The 22,144-nt window shown below is 70.7% G+C and carries 20 protein-coding genes and 1 riboswitch; of the genes, 6 read left to right on the top strand and 14 right to left on the bottom strand.

The window, feature by feature from the left end:
• Positions 1 to 59: 59 nt before the first annotated feature.
• The 3 genes from ABZ990_RS10135 to ABZ990_RS10125 form a co-directional block, all read right to left on the bottom strand.
• A complete protein-coding gene (locus tag ABZ990_RS10135) occupies positions 60 to 1,094 on the bottom strand; it encodes an NlpC/P60 family protein (RefSeq protein WP_361228196.1) in 1,035 nt (344 codons plus the stop codon).
• A gap of 257 nt (positions 1,095 to 1,351) precedes the next feature.
• Positions 1,352 to 2,716, bottom strand: coding sequence for an NYN domain-containing protein (locus tag ABZ990_RS10130; protein WP_361228193.1), 1,365 nt, complete (start codon positions 2,714 to 2,716; stop codon positions 1,352 to 1,354).
• Positions 2,717 to 2,780: 64 nt separating this feature from the next.
• Complete coding sequence (locus tag ABZ990_RS10125; RefSeq protein ID WP_361228191.1) at positions 2,781 to 3,020, bottom strand: hypothetical protein; 240 nt, start codon at positions 3,018 to 3,020, stop codon at positions 2,781 to 2,783.
• Positions 3,021 to 3,171: 151 nt separating this feature from the next.
• On the opposite strand from ABZ990_RS10125, the gene ABZ990_RS10120 reads away from it, so the two are divergent.
• Together ABZ990_RS10120 and ABZ990_RS10115 are read left to right on the top strand one after the other, a co-directional pair.
• Positions 3,172 to 3,975, top strand: a complete 804-nt coding sequence (locus tag ABZ990_RS10120; RefSeq protein ID WP_361228188.1) for a rhomboid family intramembrane serine protease — start codon at positions 3,172 to 3,174, stop codon at positions 3,973 to 3,975.
• Positions 3,972 to 4,253: an Lrp/AsnC ligand binding domain-containing protein gene (locus ABZ990_RS10115; RefSeq protein ID WP_361228185.1), complete on the top strand. Its 282-nt coding sequence runs from the start codon at positions 3,972 to 3,974 to the stop codon at positions 4,251 to 4,253. Before ABZ990_RS10120 ends, ABZ990_RS10115 begins: the two co-directional genes overlap by 4 nt.
• 146 nt (positions 4,254 to 4,399) lie before the next feature.
• Here the strand turns inward: ABZ990_RS10115 and ABZ990_RS10110 are convergent, their stop codons facing one another.
• The 6 genes from ABZ990_RS10110 to ABZ990_RS10085 form a co-directional block, all read right to left on the bottom strand.
• On the bottom strand, positions 4,400 to 5,791 hold the full coding sequence (locus ABZ990_RS10110; RefSeq protein ID WP_361228182.1) for an aminotransferase class V-fold PLP-dependent enzyme: 1,392 nt from the start codon (positions 5,789 to 5,791) through the stop codon (positions 4,400 to 4,402).
• A 281-nt stretch (positions 5,792 to 6,072) separates the two neighbouring features.
• Positions 6,073 to 6,189: riboswitch (SAM riboswitch) on the bottom strand.
• Positions 6,190 to 6,307: 118 nt separating this feature from the next.
• Positions 6,308 to 7,372, bottom strand: coding sequence for an anthranilate phosphoribosyltransferase (trpD, locus tag ABZ990_RS10105; RefSeq protein WP_361228179.1), 1,065 nt, complete (start codon positions 7,370 to 7,372; stop codon positions 6,308 to 6,310).
• Positions 7,373 to 7,553: 181 nt separating this feature from the next.
• Positions 7,554 to 9,182: a cytochrome bc complex cytochrome b subunit gene (locus ABZ990_RS10100; RefSeq protein ID WP_361228176.1), complete on the bottom strand. Its 1,629-nt coding sequence runs from the start codon at positions 9,180 to 9,182 to the stop codon at positions 7,554 to 7,556.
• Positions 9,179 to 10,231 carry a Rieske 2Fe-2S domain-containing protein gene (locus ABZ990_RS10095; RefSeq protein ID WP_361228173.1) on the bottom strand — a complete coding sequence of 351 codons (1,053 nt, stop codon included), beginning with the start codon at positions 10,229 to 10,231 and terminating at the stop codon, positions 9,179 to 9,181. The genes ABZ990_RS10100 and ABZ990_RS10095 overlap by 4 nt, the downstream gene beginning before the upstream one ends.
• Positions 10,228 to 11,037 carry a c-type cytochrome gene (locus tag ABZ990_RS10090; RefSeq protein WP_361228171.1) on the bottom strand — a complete coding sequence of 270 codons (810 nt, stop codon included), beginning with the start codon at positions 11,035 to 11,037 and terminating at the stop codon, positions 10,228 to 10,230. The genes ABZ990_RS10095 and ABZ990_RS10090 overlap by 4 nt, the downstream gene beginning before the upstream one ends.
• A 74-nt stretch (positions 11,038 to 11,111) precedes the next feature.
• Positions 11,112 to 11,723, bottom strand: coding sequence for a heme-copper oxidase subunit III (locus ABZ990_RS10085; RefSeq protein ID WP_361228168.1), 612 nt, complete (start codon positions 11,721 to 11,723; stop codon positions 11,112 to 11,114).
• A 196-nt stretch (positions 11,724 to 11,919) separates the two neighbouring features.
• Here ABZ990_RS10085 and ABZ990_RS10080 point away from each other — a divergent pair, with 196 nt between their 5' ends.
• Positions 11,920 to 12,327 carry a hypothetical protein gene (locus ABZ990_RS10080; RefSeq protein WP_361228166.1) on the top strand — a complete coding sequence of 136 codons (408 nt, stop codon included), beginning with the start codon at positions 11,920 to 11,922 and terminating at the stop codon, positions 12,325 to 12,327.
• Between the two features lie 54 nt (positions 12,328 to 12,381).
• On the opposite strand, the gene ABZ990_RS10075 is transcribed toward ABZ990_RS10080, so the two are convergent.
• From ABZ990_RS10075 to coxB, 4 genes are all read right to left on the bottom strand, one after another.
• The gene (locus tag ABZ990_RS10075) at positions 12,382 to 13,638 is read right to left on the bottom strand and encodes an Ig-like domain-containing protein (protein ID WP_361228164.1); all 1,257 of its coding nucleotides are present in this window, start codon (positions 13,636 to 13,638) and stop codon (positions 12,382 to 12,384) included.
• A gap of 140 nt (positions 13,639 to 13,778) precedes the next feature.
• Positions 13,779 to 14,177, bottom strand: a complete 399-nt coding sequence (locus tag ABZ990_RS10070) for a cytochrome c oxidase subunit 4 (RefSeq protein ID WP_361228161.1) — start codon at positions 14,175 to 14,177, stop codon at positions 13,779 to 13,781.
• Entirely contained in the window at positions 14,174 to 15,907 is a 1,734-nt protein-coding gene (gene ctaD, locus ABZ990_RS10065; protein WP_361228158.1) for a cytochrome c oxidase subunit I, read from the bottom strand. Before ctaD ends, ABZ990_RS10070 begins: the two co-directional genes overlap by 4 nt.
• Entirely contained in the window at positions 15,904 to 16,869 is a 966-nt protein-coding gene (coxB, locus tag ABZ990_RS10060; RefSeq protein WP_361228156.1) for a cytochrome c oxidase subunit II, read from the bottom strand. The genes ctaD and coxB overlap by 4 nt, the downstream gene beginning before the upstream one ends.
• Before the next feature lie 593 nt (positions 16,870 to 17,462).
• Between coxB and ABZ990_RS10055 the strand changes: the two genes are divergently transcribed.
• A complete protein-coding gene (locus ABZ990_RS10055; RefSeq protein WP_361228153.1) occupies positions 17,463 to 18,851 on the top strand; it encodes an aminotransferase class V-fold PLP-dependent enzyme in 1,389 nt (462 codons plus the stop codon).
• Between the two features lie 117 nt (positions 18,852 to 18,968).
• On the opposite strand, the gene ABZ990_RS10050 is transcribed toward ABZ990_RS10055, so the two are convergent.
• A complete protein-coding gene (locus tag ABZ990_RS10050) occupies positions 18,969 to 19,943 on the bottom strand; it encodes a carbohydrate kinase family protein (protein ID WP_361228150.1) in 975 nt (324 codons plus the stop codon).
• Positions 19,944 to 20,074: 131 nt separating this feature from the next.
• Here ABZ990_RS10050 and ABZ990_RS10045 point away from each other — a divergent pair, with 131 nt between their 5' ends.
• Together ABZ990_RS10045 and ABZ990_RS10040 are read left to right on the top strand one after the other, a co-directional pair.
• A complete protein-coding gene (locus ABZ990_RS10045; protein ID WP_361228148.1) occupies positions 20,075 to 20,290 on the top strand; it encodes a hypothetical protein in 216 nt (71 codons plus the stop codon).
• 220 nt (positions 20,291 to 20,510) lie between these two features.
• Positions 20,511 to 21,959, top strand: coding sequence for a hypothetical protein (locus tag ABZ990_RS10040; protein WP_361228145.1), 1,449 nt, complete (start codon positions 20,511 to 20,513; stop codon positions 21,957 to 21,959).
• The last annotated feature ends 185 nt before the right edge of the window (positions 21,960 to 22,144 follow it).

Raw genomic sequence — 22,144 nt, 5'->3', positions numbered from 1 at the left:
ACTCGTTCGGAGGGCATGTCACCCCGCCCGAAGGGGCAGCGGGAGGCGGCGGGGGTACGTCAGATGCGCACGCCGAACTGGAACGTGCCGAGGTAGTTCATCGACTCGTAGCGGACCGACGCGCCCGGGTGCGGGGCGTGCAGCACGGTGTTGTTGCCCGCGTACAGGCCGACGTGCGAAAGGCCGTTGAAGAAGACCAGGTCGCCGGGCTTGAGCTGGCTGCGGCCGATCTTCACGCCGTCGTTCTGCTGGGTGTAGGTGACCCGGCTGAGGCTGACGCCGGCCTGACGGTAGGACCACTGGGTCAGACCCGAGCAGTCGTACGAGTTGGGGCCCTCGGCGCCGGAGACGTACGGCTTGCCGATCTGGGTGGCGGCGGCGCTGAGGGCGGCGGCGCCGCGCTGCGAGGCCGGCGCCTCGTTGCCGAGGCTGACGCGCTGCTCGCTGGCGCCGCGGCTGGCGCGCTGCGTCTCTTCCTGCTGGATCTTGGCGCGCTCGGCGGTGGTCAGCGTGTTGAGCAGCTGCCGCGCCTCGGCGAGCTTGCCCTGGAACTTCTTCTTCTTGTCGCCGAGGGACTTGCGGACGTCCTCGAGGTCGGCGAGCTTGCCGGCCGCCTCCGCGCGCTGCTGGGCGAGGGTGCGCTGCTTGGCCTGGATCGTCTGCAGGACGTCGGCCTGCTTGGCGCCGACCTGCTCGATCGCGGACGCCTGGTCGAGATAGGTGTCCGGGTCGGAGGAGAGGAAGAGCTGGAGCGCCGGGTCGATGCCGCCGGAGCGGTACTGGGCGCTGGCGACGGCGCCGATGCTGTCGCGCAGGGTGTTGAGCTCCTCCTGGCCGCGGGCGACCTTGTCCTGGAGGGCGGTGATCTCCTTCTGGAGCTTCCCGCGGCGCTCGTCGGCGGCGTTGTACTGCTCCGTGGCCTCCTCGGCCTCGTGGTGCAGCTTGTCGACCTTCGACTTGACCTCGTCGATCTTCGGCTTCGGGGCCGCCTGGGCTCCGGTCTGGGCGGTGAGTGCGACGGCCGCTGCGGCGGTCGCGGTGAGCACGGTCACGCGGGCGCGGCTCGGCTGCTTGGGACGACGGTGGGACGCCACGGAGGCGAGCTCCTTCTTCCTCGCACCGCCCGACGGGTCAGCGGCAGGCGGGGACCGACGCCGTCACTCCGGATGAGCGATCAACCGCGCGTAGGTTCGAAGTCGACCCTAGTGACCATCTTGTGATCAGTTCAAATCCCAACGGACGAAATCTCGCTCTTGCGACAACTTATTTATCGGCACCGCACAGGCCGTAGTGGCTGGTTGACCCTGTGCCGATCAGAAAACGGTCGTACCGGTCAGAAAATGACATGCCGTCACGAGAGACGCGAAAGCCGCTTCAGCAACAAGGCGGACGCGACCGGACGCGCACCCGACTTGGCGACCCCGTCGGCCACTTCGCGGTCGGTGGACACCACGACCACCGGACGGCCGGGCGGCTCCGCCCGGACCAGCTGACGGATCAGCTCGTCGGCCGTCACCCCGGGCTTGGAGAACAGCACCCGCACCCCGCGCGGCGGCGCGAGCAGCACCGGCGCGGCCAGCTCCGCCCCGTCGAAGACACAGGTGACCTCCGCCCCCGAACGGGCCGCGAGCGCGGAGAGCCCGCCGAGCAGCCGCAGCCGCTGCTTCTCCAGCGGCATCGTCGGATAACCGGTCTTGGTGACGTTGTAGCCGTCCACCACCAGGTGCGCCTGCGGCAGTTCGAGCAGCTGGTCCAGGAGCGCGGGATCGGTCTCGGACAACGCGCGGGCCGCGATGTCCTTCGGCGACATCCGGCCCGGCTCCACCGCGTCCACGGTGTCCGCCGGACGCGTCGACACCGGCGGCAGGGCCAGTTCGCGGCGCAGCCCCTGGGCGGCGTCGAGCACCGTGTCCAGGAGCAGCCGCAGCCGCATGTCCTCCACCGAACGCCCCTCGCGGGTGGCCCGGCGGCTCGCCTCCAGGGCGGCCTCGACCTCCCCGAGCCGGGCCTTGAGGCGCCGGGACTCGCTCTCGGCCGCGGACACCTGGGCGGCCGCCTCGGTGCGCGCGGTGTCGCTCTCGGCCTGGACGCGGCGCAGCGCGGCCTCGCCGCGCTTGACGTCGCTCTGCGCGCTGCGCAGCTTCCGGTGCAGCGATTCCGTTTCCCGGCGGGAGGCCTCCAGGTCGTGGCGCAGCTGCTCGGTCTCGGTGCGGGCCCGCTCCTTCGCGGCCGCGACCTCCTCGCGCAGCCGGTCCAGCTCGCGCCGGCCGGCCTCGTCGGCCCGTTCGGCGTCGACCCGTTCGGCCTCCTCGCCGGCCGCGGCCACCAGCTTGCTCCAGCCGGCCGGGCGCAGCACATAGGCCGCCGCGGCCACGTCGACCGGGTCCGCGGCGGCGGGCGGGGAGCCCACCTCCAGGGCGCCCGCCAGCTCGGGCAGCGCCTCCCGGACCCGCTCGGCGATCCGCTGACGGAACACCGGATCGCCGGCCAGGGCGGTGGCCATCGCGTTCCCGGCGAACTTGGCCCGCCGGGAGGCGGTGAATCGGGCGTACTGGCGCAGCGGGGCGGGCAGCTCGCCGAGCGTCAGACTGCCGAAGGAGTCCGCGACCAGCGCGATCACCTTGCGCCGTACGGACTCGGGCAGCGGGCGGTCGAGCACCTCGGCGGCCTCGCCTGCCGATCCCGCCGGCGCGTCACCGTGCGCGGGCTGCTCCACGATCCCGTCACCCACTCCCTGTCGTCGCCCTCGCCGGGGCGCCTCGCCCTCGCCGGGCCGCTTCTCAGGAAGCGGCGCCCGGCCTGTCCACCAACTCGATCTGGTCCACCGCGTTGCACCAGCGGCAGCGGACCGATTCGATGGTCTCACTGACCACCTCGCGCTCCTCCACCTTCGGCTCACCTGCGAGGTCCAGATGGACGTACTCGACGACCTTCGACGAGCGGGTCACGTCGAAGCGGGTCAGATTGCCGCACAGTGTGCAGCGCCAGCGGGTGTCGGCAGTCGGCTGGGGAACCGTCATCGTGCCGTCCTCTTTCCGTACGAGGCTTTACGGGCCCGCGGTGCGCCGTCGGACTGCGGGAGTGCTGCCCGTAACACTACGGCCTCACGGGTACCCCGCGTCACGGCGAGGCACTCTGTCCCGATGAGCCCCGGTACGCCATGATCTGCCCATGATCGACTGGCGGGGTACGGCCTCGGGGGTACGACGGACCGCGCGCACGCTGCGCGACGGACCGACCGTCACCTACGGGCTCATCGCCGCCTGTGTGCTGCTCTTCGCGCTGAGCCCGGTCGGCGGTCTGAACCCCTCGTACGGCACGGGCGACACCCTGCTCGCCGCGCAGGGCGCGTACTTCCGGCACTGGGGCGTCATCCCGGACGACCTCGCCCACCTCGGCCGGCTGCGGCCCGGGGCCTTGCTCACCCCGCTCACCGCGCTGTTCGTCCACGGCAGCTGGCTGCATCTGCTCGGGAACATGCTGTTCCTGTACGTGTTCGGCGCGATGGCGGAGAAGCGGATGGGGCCGCTCGAATTCGGCCTGTTCTATCTGGTCTGCGGCTATCTGGCGCTGTACGGGTACGCGCTGGCGCACGCGGACAGCGGGCAGACCCTGGTGGGGGCGTCGGGGGCGATCTCGGGGGTGCTCGGGGCCTTCCTCCATCTGTTTCCGCGCTCCCGGGTGACCAGTCTCTTCCCGTTCCTCTTCTTCCTTCCGCTGCGTTTCCCGGCGTGGGTCGTGCTCGTCTTCTGGTTCGCCATCCAGTGGCTGGCGGCGCGCACGGCGGAGGCGGGACCGGGGGTCGCGTATCTGGCCCATGTCATCGGCTTCGCGCTGGGCTTCCTCTACGCGTGGGTCCGCTTCGGCGGAAAAGGAAGGGTTCGCGCGGCGCTCGCCTCGAAGAAGGGCGGCGCGGACGGGCGGGCTAGAGTGACACCACCAGCCGCGGCCACCGAGGGAGAAAGCCAGCCGTGATCACCGCGATCGTGCTCATCAAGACCAGCGTGGACCGCATCCCGGAGATCGCCGAGGAGATCGCGTCGGTCGACTGCGTCACCGAGGTCTTCTCCGTCACCGGGACGTACGACCTGATCGCCATGGTCCGGGTGGGGCGGCACGACGATCTGGCCGATGTCATCCCCGGTCAAATCTCCAAGATCCAGGGCGTCGAGGGCACCGACACGCATGTCGCCTTCCGCGCCTACTCGCAGCACGACCTGGACGCGGCGTTCGCCATCGGTCTGGAGTCCTGACCCGGGCTTTTCCGACCCGGCCCGGACCTTTCCGCACCGGGCCCCGCGCACACGCGGCATGAAGCCGGCCTCACCCCCGTGGGAGGCCGGCTTCACCCGTCCAGGGGATCCGACGGGCGGTCGGGCTCCCCGGTTCCGGCGGAGCGTCAGTCCCGGTCCGGACCTCGGCGGACCAGCTCCCGTACCGCGCCGAGGAACCGCTCCACGTGCTCGTCCGGGGTGCCCGCCCCGAAGCTCACCCGGACCGCGGCGAGCGCGGAGGCGGATCCGGGGGCGCCGCACTCCCCCGGCTCGGCCGGATCGCCGCCGAGCAGGACGCGCACCAGCGGGTGGGCGCAGAACAGTCCGTCGCGCACCCCGATGCCGTACCCGGCGGAGAGCGCGGCGGCGAACCGGGAGCTGTCCCAGCCCTCGACGACGAAGGAGAGCACCCCGACCCTCGGGTGGTCGTCGCCGAAGAGGGAGAGCACCCGCACCTCGGGCACCTCGGCGAGGCCCGCGCGGAGCGCGGCGATCAGCCGGCGCTCACGGGCGACGAGCCGGTCGAAGCCGGCCTCGGTCAGCGCCCGGCAGGCGGACGCGATGGCGTAGGCGCCGATGACATTGGGCGAACCGGCCTCGTGCCGGGCGGCGGTGGTGTGCCACTGGACGTCCACTCCCCCGTCGGACCGGCGGGCCACCGTACGGGAGGCGCCGCCGCCCGCCAGATAGGGCTCGGCCTCCTGGAGCCAGTCGGCCCGGCCCGCGAGCACGCCGGAGCCGAAGGGCGCGTACAGCTTGTGCCCGGAGAAGGCGACCCAGTCGACGTCCACATCCCGTACGGAGACGGGGTGATGGGGGGCGAGCTGGGCGGCGTCGAGGACGATGCGGGCGCCGTGCGCGTGGGCGGCGGCGGCCAGTTCGCGCACCGGCCACAGCTCGCCGGTCACATTGGACGCCCCGGTCACACAGACCAGCGCCGGCCCGTGCGGCTCCCGGTCGGCCAGGGCCCGCTCCAGGGTGGTGACGGCCTCGGCGGGATCGCGGGGCGCGTCGAGGACGGTGCGGCGGGCCTCGCCCCAGGGCAGCAGCGCCGCGTGGTGCTCGGTCTCGAAGACGAAGACCTCGCAGCCGGCGGGCAGCGCACGGGCCAGCAGGGCCAGCGAGTCGGTGGTGGAGCGGGTGAAGACGACCTGGTCGCCGGGGCGGCAGTCGAGGAAGCGGGCGATCTCGGCGCGGCTGTTCTCGAAAAGGTCGGTGGACAGCTGGGAGAGATGTCCGGCGCCCCGGTGGACGCTGCCGTAGTACGGGGCGTACGCGGCGACGTCGTCCCACACCCGCTGGAGGGCCGGGGCGCTGGCCGCGTAGTCGAGCGCGGCGTAGGTGATCTCGCCACCGGCGGCGAGGGGGACGGTGACGTCCCGGCCGAGGACGGGCAGCGGGGCGTCGCCGCCGCGGCAGGGGTCGGCGGAGGAATCGGCCGGGGCGCAGGCGGCGGAGTCGGCGGCCGGGGCGGGGGCGGCGGAGTCGAGGACGGCGGCGTTCGGGTATGCGGACATGACGGTGTCTCCCGGGAGGAAAAGGGCGCGCGAAGGCGTACGCGGACGTGCGCGGACGTACGACGGCCCAAGCGAAGGCCCGTGCGACGGCTCGTGTGGCGGCTCGTGTGGCGGCTCGTGTGGCGGCTCGTGTGGCGAGGGCGCGCGAAAAGGGGCGCCGCGCACGGGTGCTGACGGAGGGGGAGGGGCCGAGAAGGCGGGAAAACGCCCGGCCCTAACGCATTCGCTGGCTCACGAGACACCGCTCCCTGGAGGACCAAGGACCCCGGGTGGTGCTCAGGGGTCCGCGCTTGCCGTCGGCTGCTGCACGTACGGCCTGGTCTTCACCCGGGGCACCCCGCCACGGACGGAGGGTTGCCGGACAGCCAGCCGGGGCTTTGTCGCTGTCACTCATGACCTGCCGAAAACCTATGCCGTCCGCTCGGGACGACGCAACCCCGTCCCGGAATCCGGAACGGGGTCGCGCAGGTGTTCTGTTCGGAGCGACTCGGGGCCGCTCGGGGGCTCGGGCGCCGCTCAGGCGTGGCTGGCGGCCACCCACCGCTCCAGGGCGCGCCGGGCGGCCCCCGAGTCGATGGACTCGGCGGCCCGGTCCATGCCGGCCCGCAGCCGCTCCGTCAGGGTGCCCTCGCCCGGCTCCACGGCGACCAGGGCGGCCGCCGAGTTGAGCAGGACCGCGTCCCGTACCGGACCCGTCTCACCGGCCAGGACCCGGCGGGCGACCTCGGCGTTGTACGCGGCGTCCGCGCCGCGCAGCGCCTCCAGCGGCACCAGGTCGATGCCGACGTCGCGCGGGTCGAAGCGCTCCTCGGTGACCGTGCCCTCGGCCACCACCCACACCCGGGAGGTGGCGGTGGTGGTCAGTTCGTCCAGCCCGTCGTCGCCCCGGAAGACCAGCGCGGAGTTGCCGCGTTCAGCGAGCACCCCGGCCACGATGGGCGCCATCCGGGGGTCGGCGACACCGACCGCCTGGGCGCGTACCTGGGCCGGGTTGGTCAGCGGGCCCAGCACGTTGAAGGTGGTGCGGATGCCGAGCTGGCCGCGGGCGGCGGCGACATGGCGCAGCGAGGGGTGGAACTTCACCGCGAAGCACATGGTGATGCCGGCTTCCTCGGCGACCTCGGCGACCCGGCGCGGCGTCAGGTTCAGATTGACGCCGAGCTTCTCCAGGACGTCGGAGGAGCCGGAGGCGGAGGACGCGGCCCGGTTGCCGTGCTTGACGACCTTGACCCCGGTACCGGCCACGACGATCGACGACATGGTGGAGATGTTGACCGTCTTGGCGCCGTCGCCGCCGGTGCCGACGATGTCGACGGCCGGGCCGGGCACCTCGATGACATTGGCGTGCGCGTACATCGTGCGGACGAGACCGCTGATCTCCGCGACCGTCTCGCCCTTGGCCCGCAGCGCCACCATGAACCCGGCGATCTGCGCGTCGGTCGCCTCGCCGCGCATGATCAGGTCCATCGCCCAGGCCGTGTCGTCGGCGGACAGGTCGTGGCCGTCGAGCAGGCCGTTCAGGAGGACGGGCCAGGAGCGGCCCGCCGCGATGTCGCCTCCAGCGGGTTGCACAGCGCTCATGGTCGCTCCTGCGTGATGTGTGTACGTACGAATGAATCGGACGGCCCAGCCGATCAGGCCGGTCTCCACCCTATCGATCCCCGGGAACGGCAAAGAGCCCCGTCCATCGAATGGACGGGGCTCTCGCCGTGGCGACCTCGGGTCCGGGGCTTACACCCCGGGGGTCGGGAGTCGTACGGGATCAGTGGTGGCCGTGGCCGCTCTCGATCTCCTTGAACTCCTCGGCGGTGGGCTTGGCGATCTGGTTGTCCCCACCGTAGTAACCCCGGTTGAGCTTGACCCGGAGCTTCTCCATGCGGCCGACCTTGCGCTCCACACCGTTCTCGTCGACGGCCGGCGGCAGCGCCGCGGCGTCGTACTGCTCGTGGGCGGTGAGCTTGTAGCGCTCGCCCTGGCTGAGCGGCTGGTGCACCTCGACGAACTCACCGTGCGGCAGGCGCTTGATGATGCCGGACTCGCGTCCGTGCAGCACCTTGTCCTTGTCCCGGCGCTGGAGGCCGAGGCAGATCCGCTTGGTGATGACGAAGGCGATGACCGGTCCGAGGAAGAAGAAGATCCGGACGAACCAGGTGATCGCGTTGATCGACAGGTGGAAGTGGGTGGCCCAGAGGTCGTTTCCACCACCGACCAGCATGACCATGTACGCGGTGATCCACGCGACACCGAAGGCGGTGCGCGTCGGCGCGTTGCGCGGGCGCTGCGAGATGTGGTGCTCGCGCTTGTCGCCGGTGATCCAGGACTCGATGAACGGGTAGACACCGATCACACCGAGGACGACCGGGAAGATCGCCAGCGGGATCATCACACCGAGGACCAGCGTGTGGCCCCACAGGTTGATCTCCCAGCCCGGCATGACACGGATCAGACCCTCGGCGAAGCCCATGTACCAGTCGGGCTGGGCGCCGGTGGACACCTGGTCCGGGCGGTACGGGCCGATGCCCCAGATCGGGTTGATCGAGGCGACGGCCGCGACGACCGCGATCACACCGAAGACCAGGAAGAAGAATCCTCCGGCCTTGGCCATGTAGACCGGCATCAGCGGCATGCCGACGACGTTCTTGTTCGTCCGGCCGGGGCCCTCGAAGTGCGTGTGCTTGTGGACGAACACCAGGATGAGGTGGGCGACCACCAGGCCGAGCATGATGCCCGGGAGCAGCAGCACGTGCGCCGAGTAGAACCGGGCGACGAAGTCGCCGCCGGGGAACTCGCCGCCGAACAGGAACATCGACAGGTACGTACCGACGATCGGCACCGACAGGATGGCGCCCTGCATGAAGCGGACACCGGTGCCGGAGAGCAGGTCGTCCGGGAGCGAGTAACCGGTGAAACCGGTGAACATGCCCAGGAAGAACAGCAGGAAGCCGAACAGCCAGTTGATCTCACGCGGCTTGCGGAACGCACCCGTGAAGAACACGCGCATCATGTGCACGAACATGCCGGCGAGGAAGATCAGCGCCGCCCAGTGGTGGATCTGCCGGATCAGCAGACCACCGCGCACCTCGAACGAGATGTGCATGGTCGAGTTGAACGCCTCGGACATCAGCTGTCCCTGAAGCGGGACGTACGGTCCGGTGTACTCCACCTCGTTCATCGACGGGTGGAAGAACATCGTCAGATAGACGCCCGTCAGGATGATGATGAGGAAGCTGTAGAGGCAGACCTCGCCCAGCATGAAGGACCAGTGGTCCGGGAAGATCTTCCGCAGGTTGGCCTTGGCCAGCGAGTAGATCCCCAGACGGCCGTCGGCCCAGTCGGCGACCCGCTCACCACGGGAGGCCGGCTTCTTCTGCGTATCAGTCACGGTGCTCATCCGCGCTCCCAGAATGCAGGACCGACGGGCTCTTCGAAGTCGCCGAGCGCTTCGAGGTAACCCTTGTCGTTCACGCCGATCCGCAGCTGCGGCAGGGCGTGGCCGGCCGGGCCGAAGATGACGCGCGCGCCGTCGGACAGGTCGAAGGTGGACTGGTGGCACGGGCAGAGCACGTGGTGCGTCTGCTGCTCGTACAGGGAGATCGGGCAGCCGACGTGGGTGCAGATCTTGGAGAACGCGACGATGCCCTCGTGCGACCACTCGAGCTCGTTCTTGTCCTTGATGTCCTCCGGCTGAATCCGGACGATCATCAGGGCGGCCTTGGCGATCTCGGTCTGGAAGTGCTCGTCGTGGACCGTCAGGCCCTCGGGCATCGCGAACGTCAGCGAACCGACGGCGACGTCCTCGGGACGCAGCGGCTCGTTGGTGTTCATGTTGATGAGCTGCTTGCCCTTGGCCCACAGCGTGCTGCGGAGCTTCTTCTCGGGCAGCGGACCCATGTCGCGCAGCAGGACGATGCCGGACAGCGGCACCATCGCGAGCGCTCCGAAGAGCGTGTTGCGGATGAGCTTGCGACGGCCGAAGCCGGACTCGGCGGCACCGGCCGCGAAGTCCGCCATGACCTTGGCCTTGACGTCCGGAGTCGCCTCGATCGGGTGACGCTCGTCGGCGACCTCGACGTCGGACATCAGGGTGCGGGCCCAGTGGACCGCGCCCGCGCCGATGAAGAAGAGCGCCGCGCCGAGGGTCAGACCCAGGGCGAAGTTGAGCGCCGAGACCCGGCCGAACGGCCAGATGTAGACGATCTGGTCGACCGGGAAGATCACGTAGGACGCGATGAACCCGATCGTGGCCAGCATCGACAGCGTGAACAGGAAGGCGACCGCACGCTCGGACCGCTTGGCGGCCCGCTCGTCGATGTCCTGGATACGCGGCTTGTGGGGCGGAAGGCCCGGGTCGGCGAACGGGTCGTCGGCGACCTTCACCGCGCCGTGCGCGGTGTCCTGCGCGGTCGGCAGGTTCTCTTCAGGATTCTCTTGGGTACTCATGACTTCTTGGCCTTAGCGGTGTGGGCCGCGACCCAGATGGCAACTGCGATCAGTGCGCCCAGGCCGAAGATCCAAGCGAACAGACCCTCGCTGACGGGGCCGAGGCCACCGAGCTTGAGACCACCCGGGTTGTCGGCTTCGTCACTGTTGACAGCCTGGACGTAGGCGATGATGTCCCTCTTCTGCTGCTCCGGCATGGTGGTGTCGGGGAAGGAGGGCATGTTCTGCGGACCGGTCTGCATGGCCTCGTAGAGGTGCTTCGGGTCCACGCCGTCGAGGGTGGGGGCGTACTTGCCGTGCGTCAGCGCGCCACCCTCACCGGTGAAGTTGTGGCACTGGGCACAGTTGGTACGGAACAGTTCGCCACCGCGGGCGACGTCCGCACCCTCGGGGCTGTACTGCCCCTTGGTCGGCGTGATCGGGCCGGCGCCGAGGGACGCCACGTACGCCGCGAGCTGATCGATCTCAGCCTGCGTGTAGATGACCTTCTTCCTCGGAACCTGGGCGCCCGGCTGCTGCGCGGGCATGCGGCCGGTGCCGACCTGGAAGTCCACCGCCGCCGAGCCCACGCCCACGAGCTGCGGACCGTCAGAGGTGCCCTGACCGCCGGTTCCGTGGCAGCTGGCACAGCCGACGGCGTAGAGCTTCTTGCCCTCCTCGATGGCGAGGGACTGGGCGGTTTCATCGGCCTTGGCCGTGCCCGCGGGCGCGAACGCGGCGTACAGCCCCCCAGTTGCCGCCAGCGCGAGAAGTAGGACGACGACCGCCGCCAGCGGATGGCGTCGTCGTGCGGAGAGCTTTTTCACGGATTACCCCGGTGTCAGGATCTTCTGCGTCGATGCTTGCTGGATGATTCGCTCCACCCTGAGGTGGAGCCCGATTACTTGATCAAGTAGATCGTGGCGAAGAGGCCGATCCAGACGACATCGACGAAGTGCCAGTAGTAGGACACGACGATGGCGGCGGTTGCCTGCTCGTGAGTGAACCTCTTGGCGGCGTACGTCCGGCCGAGGACCAGCAGGAAGGCGATGAGACCGCCCGTCACGTGCAGGCCGTGGAAGCCGGTGGTCAGGTAGAACACCGTGCCGTACGGGTCGGAGGAGAGCGAGAGCCCTTCCTCCTTCACCAGCTCGGTGTACTCGAAGACCTGACCGCCAATGAAGATCGCGCCCATCACGAACGTGAGGATGAACCACGCCCGGAGCTTCTTCACGTCACCGCGCTCGGCGGCGAAGACGCCGAGCTGACAGGTGAGAGAGGAGAGCACCAGGATCGCGGTGTTCGTCCCGGAGAACGGGAGGTTCAGCGCATGCGCCTTTTCCGCCCAGAACTCGGGACCCATCACGGATCGCAGGGTGAAGTACATCGCGAAGAGGGCCGCGAAGAACATCAGCTCGGAACTCAGCCAGATGATGGTTCCGACGCTGGTGAGGTTCGGTCGATTGACCGACGGGTGCGCGTGCCCGGTATCTACTGTCGTTACTGTCGCCACGCCGACATTATGTCGGTCCCTTATCCCGCCCTCACTCCGGGGGGTGCCGTTCGGAGTGTCCGAGGCCTGTGTCCAGCCCGAACGGCCCATCGGAGCGGGCCTCCACCACCCTTCGAACGGGTGTTGAACGGGTGTTGACGCGGGGTGGTCCGGAGTAGCATCCCGCGCAACGACCGACCACCTTCACGGAGGAACGATGCAGTCGAGCACCACGGTTCTGGTCTACAGCGACGACGCGAACACCCGCGCCCAGGTGCGCCTCGCGGCCGGGCGCAGGCCCGCCGCCGATGTTCCCCCGGTCGAGTTCGTGGAGTGCGCGACGCTGCCCGCCGTCCTGGCGGCGCTCGACGCGGGCGGCATCGACGTGTGCGTCCTGGACGGCGAGGCGGTGCCGGCCGGCGGGATGGGCGTGTGCCGCCAGATCAAGGACGAGGTCTTCCGCTGCCCGCCGGTCCTGGTCCTCATCGGGCGCCCGCAGGACGCCTGGCTGGCCACCTGGAGCCGCGCGGACGCGGCGGTCACCCATCCGGTGGAGCCGGTCGAGCTCGCCCAGTCCCTGGCGGCCCTCCTGCGCACCCGCCTGGCGGCGGTGGCGGCGTACTGACGCGGGGGGCGGGGCCGCGCGGACGCGCGACCCCGCCCTGACCACCCCGGAAAATCAGATGGAGGGGCGCAAGCGTGCCTTCGCGTCCGCCGTCGCGTTCGGGTCCGTGCCGTCCTTCACCAGGGCGCTGCCCTTGCGCCACTCGTCCCACTCCATGTTCCAGTCCCCGTAGCCGTTGCCGAAGGTGTCCATGGTGTCGCCGTAGCTGTTGACGACGGTGACGAGGTCGCCGGGGGTGATGTTCTCGTAGAACCAGGCGGCGTTGCCGGTGGACATGCCGACGCAGCCGTGGCTGACGTTGGCGGCGCCCTGGGAGCCGACGGACCAGGGGGCGGCGTGGACGTATTCGCCGCTCCAGGTCACCCGGGTGGCCCAGTAGACGGGCAGGTCGTAGGAGTCCGAGGTGCCTTCGGAGATGCCGATGCTGGTGCCGCGCATCCGGACGAAGTACTCCTTGCCGAGGACCACTTTGATCCCGTTTCGGGTGGAGTAGCCCGGTTTTCCGGTGGTCACCGGAATGGTGTTGATCACTTCTCCGTTGACTTTGAACGTCAGGGAGTGGTCGCTCGCGTCCGTGATGGCCTCGACCCGGTCGCCGGTGGTGATCTTCAGGGGGTGCGAGGCGCCGCCGTAGAGCTTGTCGCCGATCTTCAGGCCGTCGAGGTTGCCGGTGACGGTGATGGTCGCGTCGTTCGGCCAGTACTCCTTGGGGCGGTAGTGGAGTTCCTTGTCGTCGATCCAGTACCAGGAGCCGTTCACGGCGGGTACGGAGCGGACCTTGAGGGCCTGTTCGACGATCGCGCGGGACGCCTTGTCCTTCACCGGGAGGCTCAGTTCGGCGGTGATCGGCTGTCCGACGCCGTACTTGCCCTCCTCCGGGCCGAACGTGGCGGTGAGGGCCCGTTTGGCCGCCGCCGTCTCGTACGTCAGCGTACGGGCCCCTGGAGCGCCTTCCTCGTCCTCGGTGGCCACCTTGACGGTGTAGCGGGCTCCGGCCGACAGGGAGCCCGTGGAACGCCATTTACGGCCGTCCGCGGTGAGTTCGCCGGCCAGGTGGTGCCCGGTCTCGTCGACGGCGCTGACGTCGGTGATGCGGCCCTCGTCGCCCTTGGAGCTGATCTCCAGGGGTTTGTCCGGGTCGGCCTTCCGCTTGCCCGTCGGCGCGTTGTACGAGATCTGGGCGGCCGCGTCGTAGGGCCGTGCCGCCGACGGGCGGTCCGCGGAGCCGGCACACGCGGTGGCGGCCGCGGTCACGGCGATGACCAGCAGGGTGCAGCTCCGGGCAGTCCGGGCGCGCGGCATGTCGTTCATGGGCTCACGGTAGGAACAATCGCCCGGGGTGGCGCGCCGGGTGACGCAAACGAGGGGCCCCCTCGCTCCGTTGGACGAAGCGAAGAGACCCCTCAGGGTGTTGCGGGTGTTGCGGGTGTCACGGGGTACTGCCGGCCGTGCTACTGGTTCTGGTTCTCACCGCGGTAGAACTCGAAGACCCAGCCGAAGATACCGACGAGGATCAGCGGCGCCGAGAAGTACATCAGCCACCAGCCCATCGCGATACCCAGGAAGGCGAGCGCACCACCGGCGGCCAGCGACAGCGGCTGCCAGCTGTGCGGGGCGAAGAAGCCCTGCTCGCCGGCCTCGTCCGAGACCTCGGCCTCCTTGTCGTCCTGCGCCATCTCGTCGACCCGCTTGGCCGTGAAGGCCAGGTAGTAGCCGACCATGATGCACAGACCGAACGCCAGGAACAGCGCCGTGGTGCCGACCGCTTCCTTCGCCCAGACGCCGTAGACGACGGCCACGGCGAGGATGAAGACGCTCAGCCAGATGAACATCTTGCCCTGGATCTTCACTTGCCGGCCTCCTTGCCACCGGTGAGGGCCGCGACCTCGGTGTGGTTCTCGAGCTGGTCCACAGCCGCGATCTCAGGGTGGTGCAGGTCGAAGGCCGGGGATTCCGAGCGGATCCGCGGCAGGGTGAGGAAGTTGTGCCGCGGCGGCGGGCAGGACGTCGCCCACTCCAGCGAGCGGCCGTAGCCCCACGGGTCGTCGACCTCGATCTTCTTGCCGTACTTGGCGGTCTTCCACACGTTGTAGAGGAACGGCAGCATCGACAGACCGAGCAGGAAGGACGCGATCGTCGAGACCGTGTTCAGCGCGGTGAAGCCGTCGGCGTCGAGGTAGTCCGCGTAACGACGCGGCATGCCCTCGGCACCCAGCCAGTGCTGCACCAGGAACGTGCCGTGGAAGCCCACGAACAGCGTCCAGAAGGTGATCTTGCCGAGGCGCTCGTCGAGCATCTTGCCGGTGAACTTCGGCCACCAGAAGTGGAAGCCGGCGAACATCGCGAAGACGACCGTACCGAAGATCACGTAGTGGAAGTGCGCGACCACGAAGTACGAGTCGGTGACGTGGAAGTCCAGCGGGGGCGCGGCCAGGATGACGCCGGTCAGACCACCGAAGGTGAAGGTGACCAGGAAGCCGACCACCCAGAGCATCGGAGTCTCGAAGGACAGCGAGCCCTTCCACATCGTGCCGATCCAGTTGAAGAACTTCACGCCGGTCGGAACGGCGATGAGGAACGTCATGAAGGAGAAGAACGGCAGGAGCACGCCGCCGGTCGCGTACATGTGGTGGGCCCACACGGTCACGGAGAGACCGGCGATGGCGATCGTCGCGGCGACCAGACCGATGTAGCCGAACATCGGCTTACGGCTGAAGACCGGGATGATCTCGGAGACGATGCCGAAGAACGGCAAGGCGATGATGTACACCTCTGGGTGTCCGAAGAACCAGAAGAGGTGCTGCCAGAGCAGAGCGCCGCCGTTGGCCGCGTCGAAGACGTGGGCACCGAACTTGCGGTCCGCCTCCAGGGCGAAGAGCGCAGCCGCCAGGACCGGGAAGGCGAGCAGGACCAGAACACCGGTCAGCAGCACGTTCCAGGTGAAGATCGGCATACGGAACATCGTCATGCCCGGAGCGCGCATGCAGATGATCGTGGTGATGAAGTTGACCGAACCGAGGATCGTGCCGAAGCCGGAGAAGGCCAGACCCATGATCCACATGTCGGCACCGACACCCGGCGAGCGGACGGCGTCCGACAGCGGGGAGTAGGCGAACCAGCCGAAGTCGGCGGCACCCTGCGGGGTGAGGAAGCCGGCCACGGCGATGATCGAGCCGAAGAGGTACAGCCAGTAGGCGAACATGTTCAGCCGCGGGAACGCCACGTCGGGCGCACCGATCTGGAGCGGCATGATCCAGTTCGCGAAACCGGCGAACAGCGGCGTCGCGAACATCAGCAGCATGATCGTGCCGTGCATCGTGAACGCCTGGTTGAACTGCTCGTTCGACATGATCTGCGTACCCGGACGGGCCAGCTCGGCGCGCATGAAGAGCGCCATGAGTCCGCCGATACAGAAGAACACGAACGACGTGACGAGGTAGAGGCTACCGATCGTCTTGTGGTCAGTGGTGGTCAGCCACTTCACCACCACATTGCCGGGCTGCTTGCGCCGGACGGGGACCTCGTTCTCGTACGAGTCCTCCGCCGCGGCCGCACCCTGGGGTTCGTTGAGGATGCTCACAGTAGGTTCTTCTCCGCATTCCTGGCCGGGTCCGTCTGCTCAATGCCCGACGGGATGTAGCCGGTCTGCCCCTTCTCCGCCAGCTCCTTCAGGTGCTGCTGGTAGCGCTCCGGGGAGACCACCTTGACGTTGAAGAGCATCCGGGAGTGGTCGACACCGCACAGCTCGGCGCACTTGCCGAGGAAGGTGCCTTCCTGGGTCGGGGTGACCTCGAAGGCGTTGGTGTGACCCGGAATGACGTCCTGCTTCATCAGGAACGGAACCACCCAGAAGGAGTGGATGACGTCACGCGAGGTGAGGATGAAGCGGACCTTCTCGCCCTTGGGCAGCCACAGGGTCGGGCCAGGGTTTCCGGTCTGCGGGTTCCGGGTGCCGGGGATGCCGGCGTCGTAGACGCCGCCCGCGTTCGCCGGGAACTCCTCCTGGAACTTGTCCGGGATCGCCGCGAGGTTCGGAGCCGTCTTGGCGTCACCGGTCACACCGGGCACGTTCTCGATGTAGTTGAAGCCCCAGCTCCACTGGTAGCCGACCACGTTGACCGTGTGAGCCGGCTTCGGGGAGAGCGTGAGGAGCTTCGACTGATCACGCGCGGTGAAGTAGAAGAGGACCGACACGATGATCAGCGGAGTGATCGTGTACAGCGCCTCGATGGGCATGTTGTAACGGGTCTGCGGAGGAACCTCGACCTTGGTCCGGCTACGCCGGTGGAAGATGACGGCCCAGACGATCAGGCCCCACACCAGCACACCGACGGTGAGCGCGGCGGCCCAGGATCCCTGCCACAGGGACAGGATCCGGGGGGCCTCCTCGGTCACCGGGGTGGGCATACCAAGTCGGGGGAAGTCTTCCCAGTTGTACGAGCAGCCAGTGGCTGTCGCCAGGACCAGGCCCGCAGTCAGCACCTGCGGCAGCTTCCGCCGCATCGGGCGCCGCGACGAGCGGTCGGAGCCGTTGGGACTCACGTAGCGCCTTCCCGAGAGTCTCGGCCCGCGCTGGTCGGCTACGGCCGTCCGTCTCGCTGGTCGGTCGCCGCCCCGGCCGCGGGCAGGGGTTTGGATGTTTATGCGGACCAAACCCTACTGGACGCTATTTGGGGTCGCGCGGGGAGGGTGCCCAACGCGCCGCCCGAGCCCCCGAAGGGGTGGCCCCGGGCGTGTCGGGGCCCGTCCGGCCTGGGCCGGACGGCCCTCTGGCGCCGGGCCGGAAGGGGCTTTTGACGAGGTGTCGCTCACTCCGGGGAGGGAACGGACGGATTGATTCCGCCACGATCCCGGCCGGGGGTCCGATGGGGGGCGACGGGGCTCCCGCGAGGTTTGGCGAAGTCTTGGCCAAGTGGCGGGCCGGGGGCGCGAAACCGCGGTGGGATCGGTGTGGGATTTCGTGGGTTTTATGGGTGTTTCTGGCGAATTCTGGCCGCCGTGACAGCGTGCCCGGCCCGTCTCCGGCCCGTCTCCCGTTCCGCGCGGGCCCCGCGCCGCCCCCGCCCCCACCGGACGGCCGGAGCGCGCGAGGCCGGGGGCGAGGCCGGGGGCGAGGCCGGGGATAGCGTGGGCGGATGCCGTACTTCGACGCCGCATCGGCGGCTCCGCTGCACCCCGTCGCCCGCCAGGCGCTGCTGGCCTCCCTGGACGAGGGCTGGGCCGACCCGGCCCGGCTGTACCGCGAGGGGCGGCGGGCCCGGCTGCTGCTCGACGCGGCGCGCGAGGCCGCCGCCGAGGCGGTCGGCTGTCGCCCCGACGAACTCGTTTTCACTCCTTCGGGGACGCGCGCCGTCCACACGGGTGTCGCGGGGGCGCTGGCGGGCCGCCGCCGGGCCGGGGACCGGCTCGTGGTGTCGGCGGTCGAGCACTCCTCCGTGCTGTACGCGGGCGAGGCGCACGCGGCGGCGGGCGGGACCGTCACCGAGGTGCCGGTGGGCCGGTCGGGCGCGGTGGACCCGGAGGTGTTCGCGGCGGCGCTGGACTCCCGCACCGCGCTGGCCGCCCTCCAGTCGGCCAATCACGAGGTGGGCACCGAGCAGCCGGTGGCCGAGGCCGTGGCGGCCTGCCGGGCGGCGGGGGTGCCGCTCCTGGTGGACGCGGCCCAGTCGCTGGGCTGGGGGCCGGTGCCGGAGGGCTGGTCGCTACTGACCGCGAGCGCGCACAAGTGGGGCGGTCCGGCCGGGGTCGGGCTGCTCGCGGTGCGCAAGGGGGTCCGGTTCGCCCCGCAAGGCCCGGCGGACGAGCGGGAATCGGGCCGGGCGCCCGGGTTCGAGAATCTGCCCGCGATCGTGGCGGCGGCGGCCTCGCTGCGCGCGGTACGGGCGGAGGCGGCGGCCGAAGGGGCGCGGCTGCGGGCGCTCGTGGACCGGATCCGGGCGCGGGTGCCGGAGCTGGTGCCGGAGGTGGAGGTGGTGGGCGATCCGGTGCGGCGGCTGCCGCATCTGGTCACGTTCTCGTGTCTGTACGTCGACGGCGAGACGCTTCTGTCCGAGCTGGACCGGGAGGGTTTCTCCGTTTCGTCGGGTTCGTCCTGTACGAGCGCGACGCTGACGCCCAGCCATGTGCTGCGCGCGATGGGGGTGCTGAGCGAGGGCAACGTCCGGGTGTCGCTGCCCGCCGGCACGACCGAGGAGGACGTGGACCGCTTCCTGGCGGTGCTGCCCGGGGTCGTGGCCGCCGTACGCGACCGGCTGGGCGCCCCTCGGCCCGAGGCGGCCCCGGCGGCGGAGCCGGCCCGTGCGCTGGTGGTCGACGCGCTCGGCCGGCGCTGCCCGATCCCGGTGATCGAGCTGGCCCGGGTGATCGGCGACGTACCGGTGGGCGACACGGTCACGGTGCTGTCCGACGACGGGGCGGCCCGGCTCGACATCCCGGCGTGGTGCGAGATGCGGGGGCAGGAGTACGTGGGCGAGGAGCCGTCCCCGAAGGGCGGCACGGCCTATGTGGTGCGCCGGGTGGCGTGAGGCCGGCGTATCCACGAGGGGACACGGGTGGGGCCACGCGCGCACGGGTGCGGACACGCGCGAGCCCCCTCGCCCGGGTCGGGTGAGGGGGCTCGCGACGGGCGGCCGGGGCCGCGATCAGACCAGGTAGCCCTGGACCTCGGCGGCGGCCTCGTCGCCGTACGCCTTGGTGAAGCGCTCCATGAAGTTCGCGCGGCGCAGGGTGTACTCCTGGGTGCCCAGGGTCTCGATCACCAGCGTGGCGAGCATGCAGCCGACCTGCGCGGCGCGCTCCAGGCCGACACCCCACGACAGACCGGTGAGGAAGCCGGCGCGGAAGGCGTCGCCGACGCCGGTCGGGTCGACCTTGGCCTCCTCCTCCGGGCAGCCGACCTCGATCGGGTCCTCGCCGACCCGCTCGATGCGCACACCGCGCGAGCCGAGGGTGGTGACGCGGTGGCCGACCCGCTCCAGGATCTCCTGCTCGCTCCAGCCGGTCTTCGACTCGATGAGGCCCTTCTCGTACTCGTTCGAGAAGAGGTAGGCGGCGCCGTCCATGAGGGTGCGGATCTCGGTGCCGTCCATGCGGGCGATCTGCTGCGAGAAGTCGGCCGCGAACGGGAGGTCGCGGGTCCGGCACTCCTCCGTGTGGCGCAGCATCGCCTCGGGGTCGTCGGCGCCGATGAGGACCAGGTCGAGGCCGCCCACGCGGTCGGCGACGGCCTTGAGCTCGATCAGCCGGGCCTCGCTCATGGCGCCGGTGTAGAAGGAGCCGATCTGGTTGTGGTCCTGGTCGGTGGTGCACACGAAGCGGGCGGTGTGCAGGACCTCGGAGATGCGGACGGAGCCGGTGTCCACGCCGTGGCGGTCGAGCCAGGCGCGGTACTCGTCGAAGTCGAAGCCGGCCGCGCCCACGAGGATCGGGCCGCCGCCGAGCTGTCCCATGCCGAAGCAGATGTTCGCGGCGACACCGCCCCGCCGGACGTCGAGGTTGTCGACGAGGAAGGAGAGCGAGACCGTGTGAAGCTGGTCCGCCACGAGCTGGTCGGCGAACCGGCCCGGGAAGGTCATGAGGTGGTCGGTGGCGATGGAGCCGGTGACTGCGATACGCACGGCTGGGCGCTCCAGTGGGGACGACGGTGAGGACAGTTCACGCTACCGGGTGCGGCACGCGTTTCCGAACAGTGGAAACTACCCCAGAGTAGGTCTTTTCTCCGAAGGCCCGGCCTGCGTACGGTGCGGCCATGACCCAGTACCCCGCTCCTCGTGAGCCCCGCGAGCCCCGTGAGTCCGACTTCAGCCTCGCCGAACTGCGCGGTGACGGCGTGCGGATGGCCCCCCACTGGGCGTCCCCCGCGGCTCCGGCGGCCGACCCGGTCTCCCCCGCGCTGATCCACGGTGTGAAGGTGCCGGCCGCCTCGGCCCGGCTGATCGCCGCGACCTCCGAGTACGGGAACTGACCCCGTACCGCGGCGCCCGCGCGCGGCCGGCGGCGGCAGGACGGCCGCCGGCCCGGGTGTCGCCGTGCGCCGTGGCCGAGCCGGGCGCCCTGGTGGAGCCGGGCGTCTTGGTGCAGCCGTACGCCCGAGTGGAGCCGTACGGCCTGACGCGGCCCGCCCCGGTGGAACCGTTCGTCCGCCCCGCCCGTCCCAGAGGCGTCCTCGGGAAGGGAGAGTCGTGGTGAGCGGAACGGAGACCCGGCCGGGCAGGCGCGGTTCGCTGCTCGTCGCCTCGGTGGCGGCGGGAGTACTGCTCGTGGGCGGCGGAGGCGTGTACTACGCCGCCACGGCCTCGGGCGACGGCGGCGGCGCGAGCGACGCGGGCGGTACGAGCAGCTCGGCCAGTGCCACTGGTGCGAGCGATCCGGCGGCGCAGGGCGCGCCGGGACAGACCGGCGGGCCGGGCATCGCCCCGGGCGAACCCGCCCCGGGCGGTGCCGCGGGCACCGTCTACCGAGCCGAGGGCACCCTCCCCCAGGGGCCCTCGACGGCCGCCGTCCACCGGCCGGAAGGCCGGGTCACCTCGGCGGAGGTGACCCGGCTGGCCCGGGCCCTGGACCTCGGCGGCACGCCCCGGCTCGCGGGCGGGGTGTGGCAGGTCGGCCCGGACAAGGACGGCTCGGGCCCCCGGCTCAGCGTCGCCGAGCAGGCGCCGGGCAGCTGGACCTTCCACCGGTACGAAGGGGTGGCGGGCGGCGACAACTGTCTGAAGGGCAAGGCGTGCCCGCCCGCGGGCGACGCGCTGCCCCCGGCGGGCGGGGCCCCGGCGAGCGAGACGGCGGCCCGGGCGGCCGTGGCACCCGTGCTCGCGGCCGCCGGCCAGGACGACCCGAAGTCCGCCGAGCATCAGAGCGCGCGGGGCGCGGTGCGGACCGTCACCGTCGATCCGGTGGTGGGCGGGCTCCCGACGTACGGCTGGTCGACCACCGTCCAGGTGGGCCCGGACGGCACCCTGCTGAACGGCAGCGGGCGGCTGAAGGAGCCGGCGAAGGCCGAGACCCTGCCGGTGCTCAGCGCGCAGCGGGCGCTGGACGAGCTGAACGGGATCACCCGGGGCGCCGCCGACCCGGCCGGGAGCGCCGTCTCCCCCGGCGCCTCCGTCTCCCCCGGCGCCTCCGTCTCCCCCGGCGCCTCCGTCTCCCCCGGCGCCTCCGCCGCGCCCTCGCCCCGCGTGGTCGGGGTGACGGGCGCGGTGCTCGGGCTCGCCCCGGAGAGCGGCGGCGGTGACGCGCTGACCCCGGCCTGGCTGTTCCAGGTACGGGACACCCCCGGCGCCGCCCCGCACACCCTGGTGCGCCCGGCGGTGGACAACCGCCGTACGACCGGATCCGCGCCGTCGGCGGCGCCCGCCTCCCCCGGCGGCCGGCAACTCTCCGCGTACCGGACGGACGCGGCGGACACCCGGCTCTCGGTGACCTTCTGGGGCGGGGTGTGCGGCACGTACACCGCGACCGCCGACGAGTCGGCGCCCGGCCGGGTGACGGTACGGGTCACGGAGCAGCCGCAGGAGCCCGGCCGGGTGTGCGTGATGTCGGCGGTGGAGACCACCAAGACGGTGACGCTGCGGCAGCCGCTGGGCGACCGGACGGTCGTGGACGGGGCGAGCGGCGAGACGGTGCCGCGCGGCTGACGGCGCCGGTCCGCCGGCGCGGTCGAGGCGCGGTCGTACGTCCCCGTACGCCGTCCCCGTTACGTACAGAGAAGGGCGGCACCCGGAGAACCGGGTACTGACCGCGCCCGGTGGCGGCACGGCGACCGTCGAACTGAAGGTCACCGCCCCGGACCCCGAGCAGACCCCGGACCCGACGCCGACGC

It is taken from the genome of Streptomyces sp. NPDC046203 (assembly GCF_040646255.1).
Classification (GTDB): Bacteria; Actinomycetota; Actinomycetes; order Streptomycetales; family Streptomycetaceae; genus Streptomyces.
This window is presented reverse-complemented; position numbering and strand designations above follow the sequence as displayed.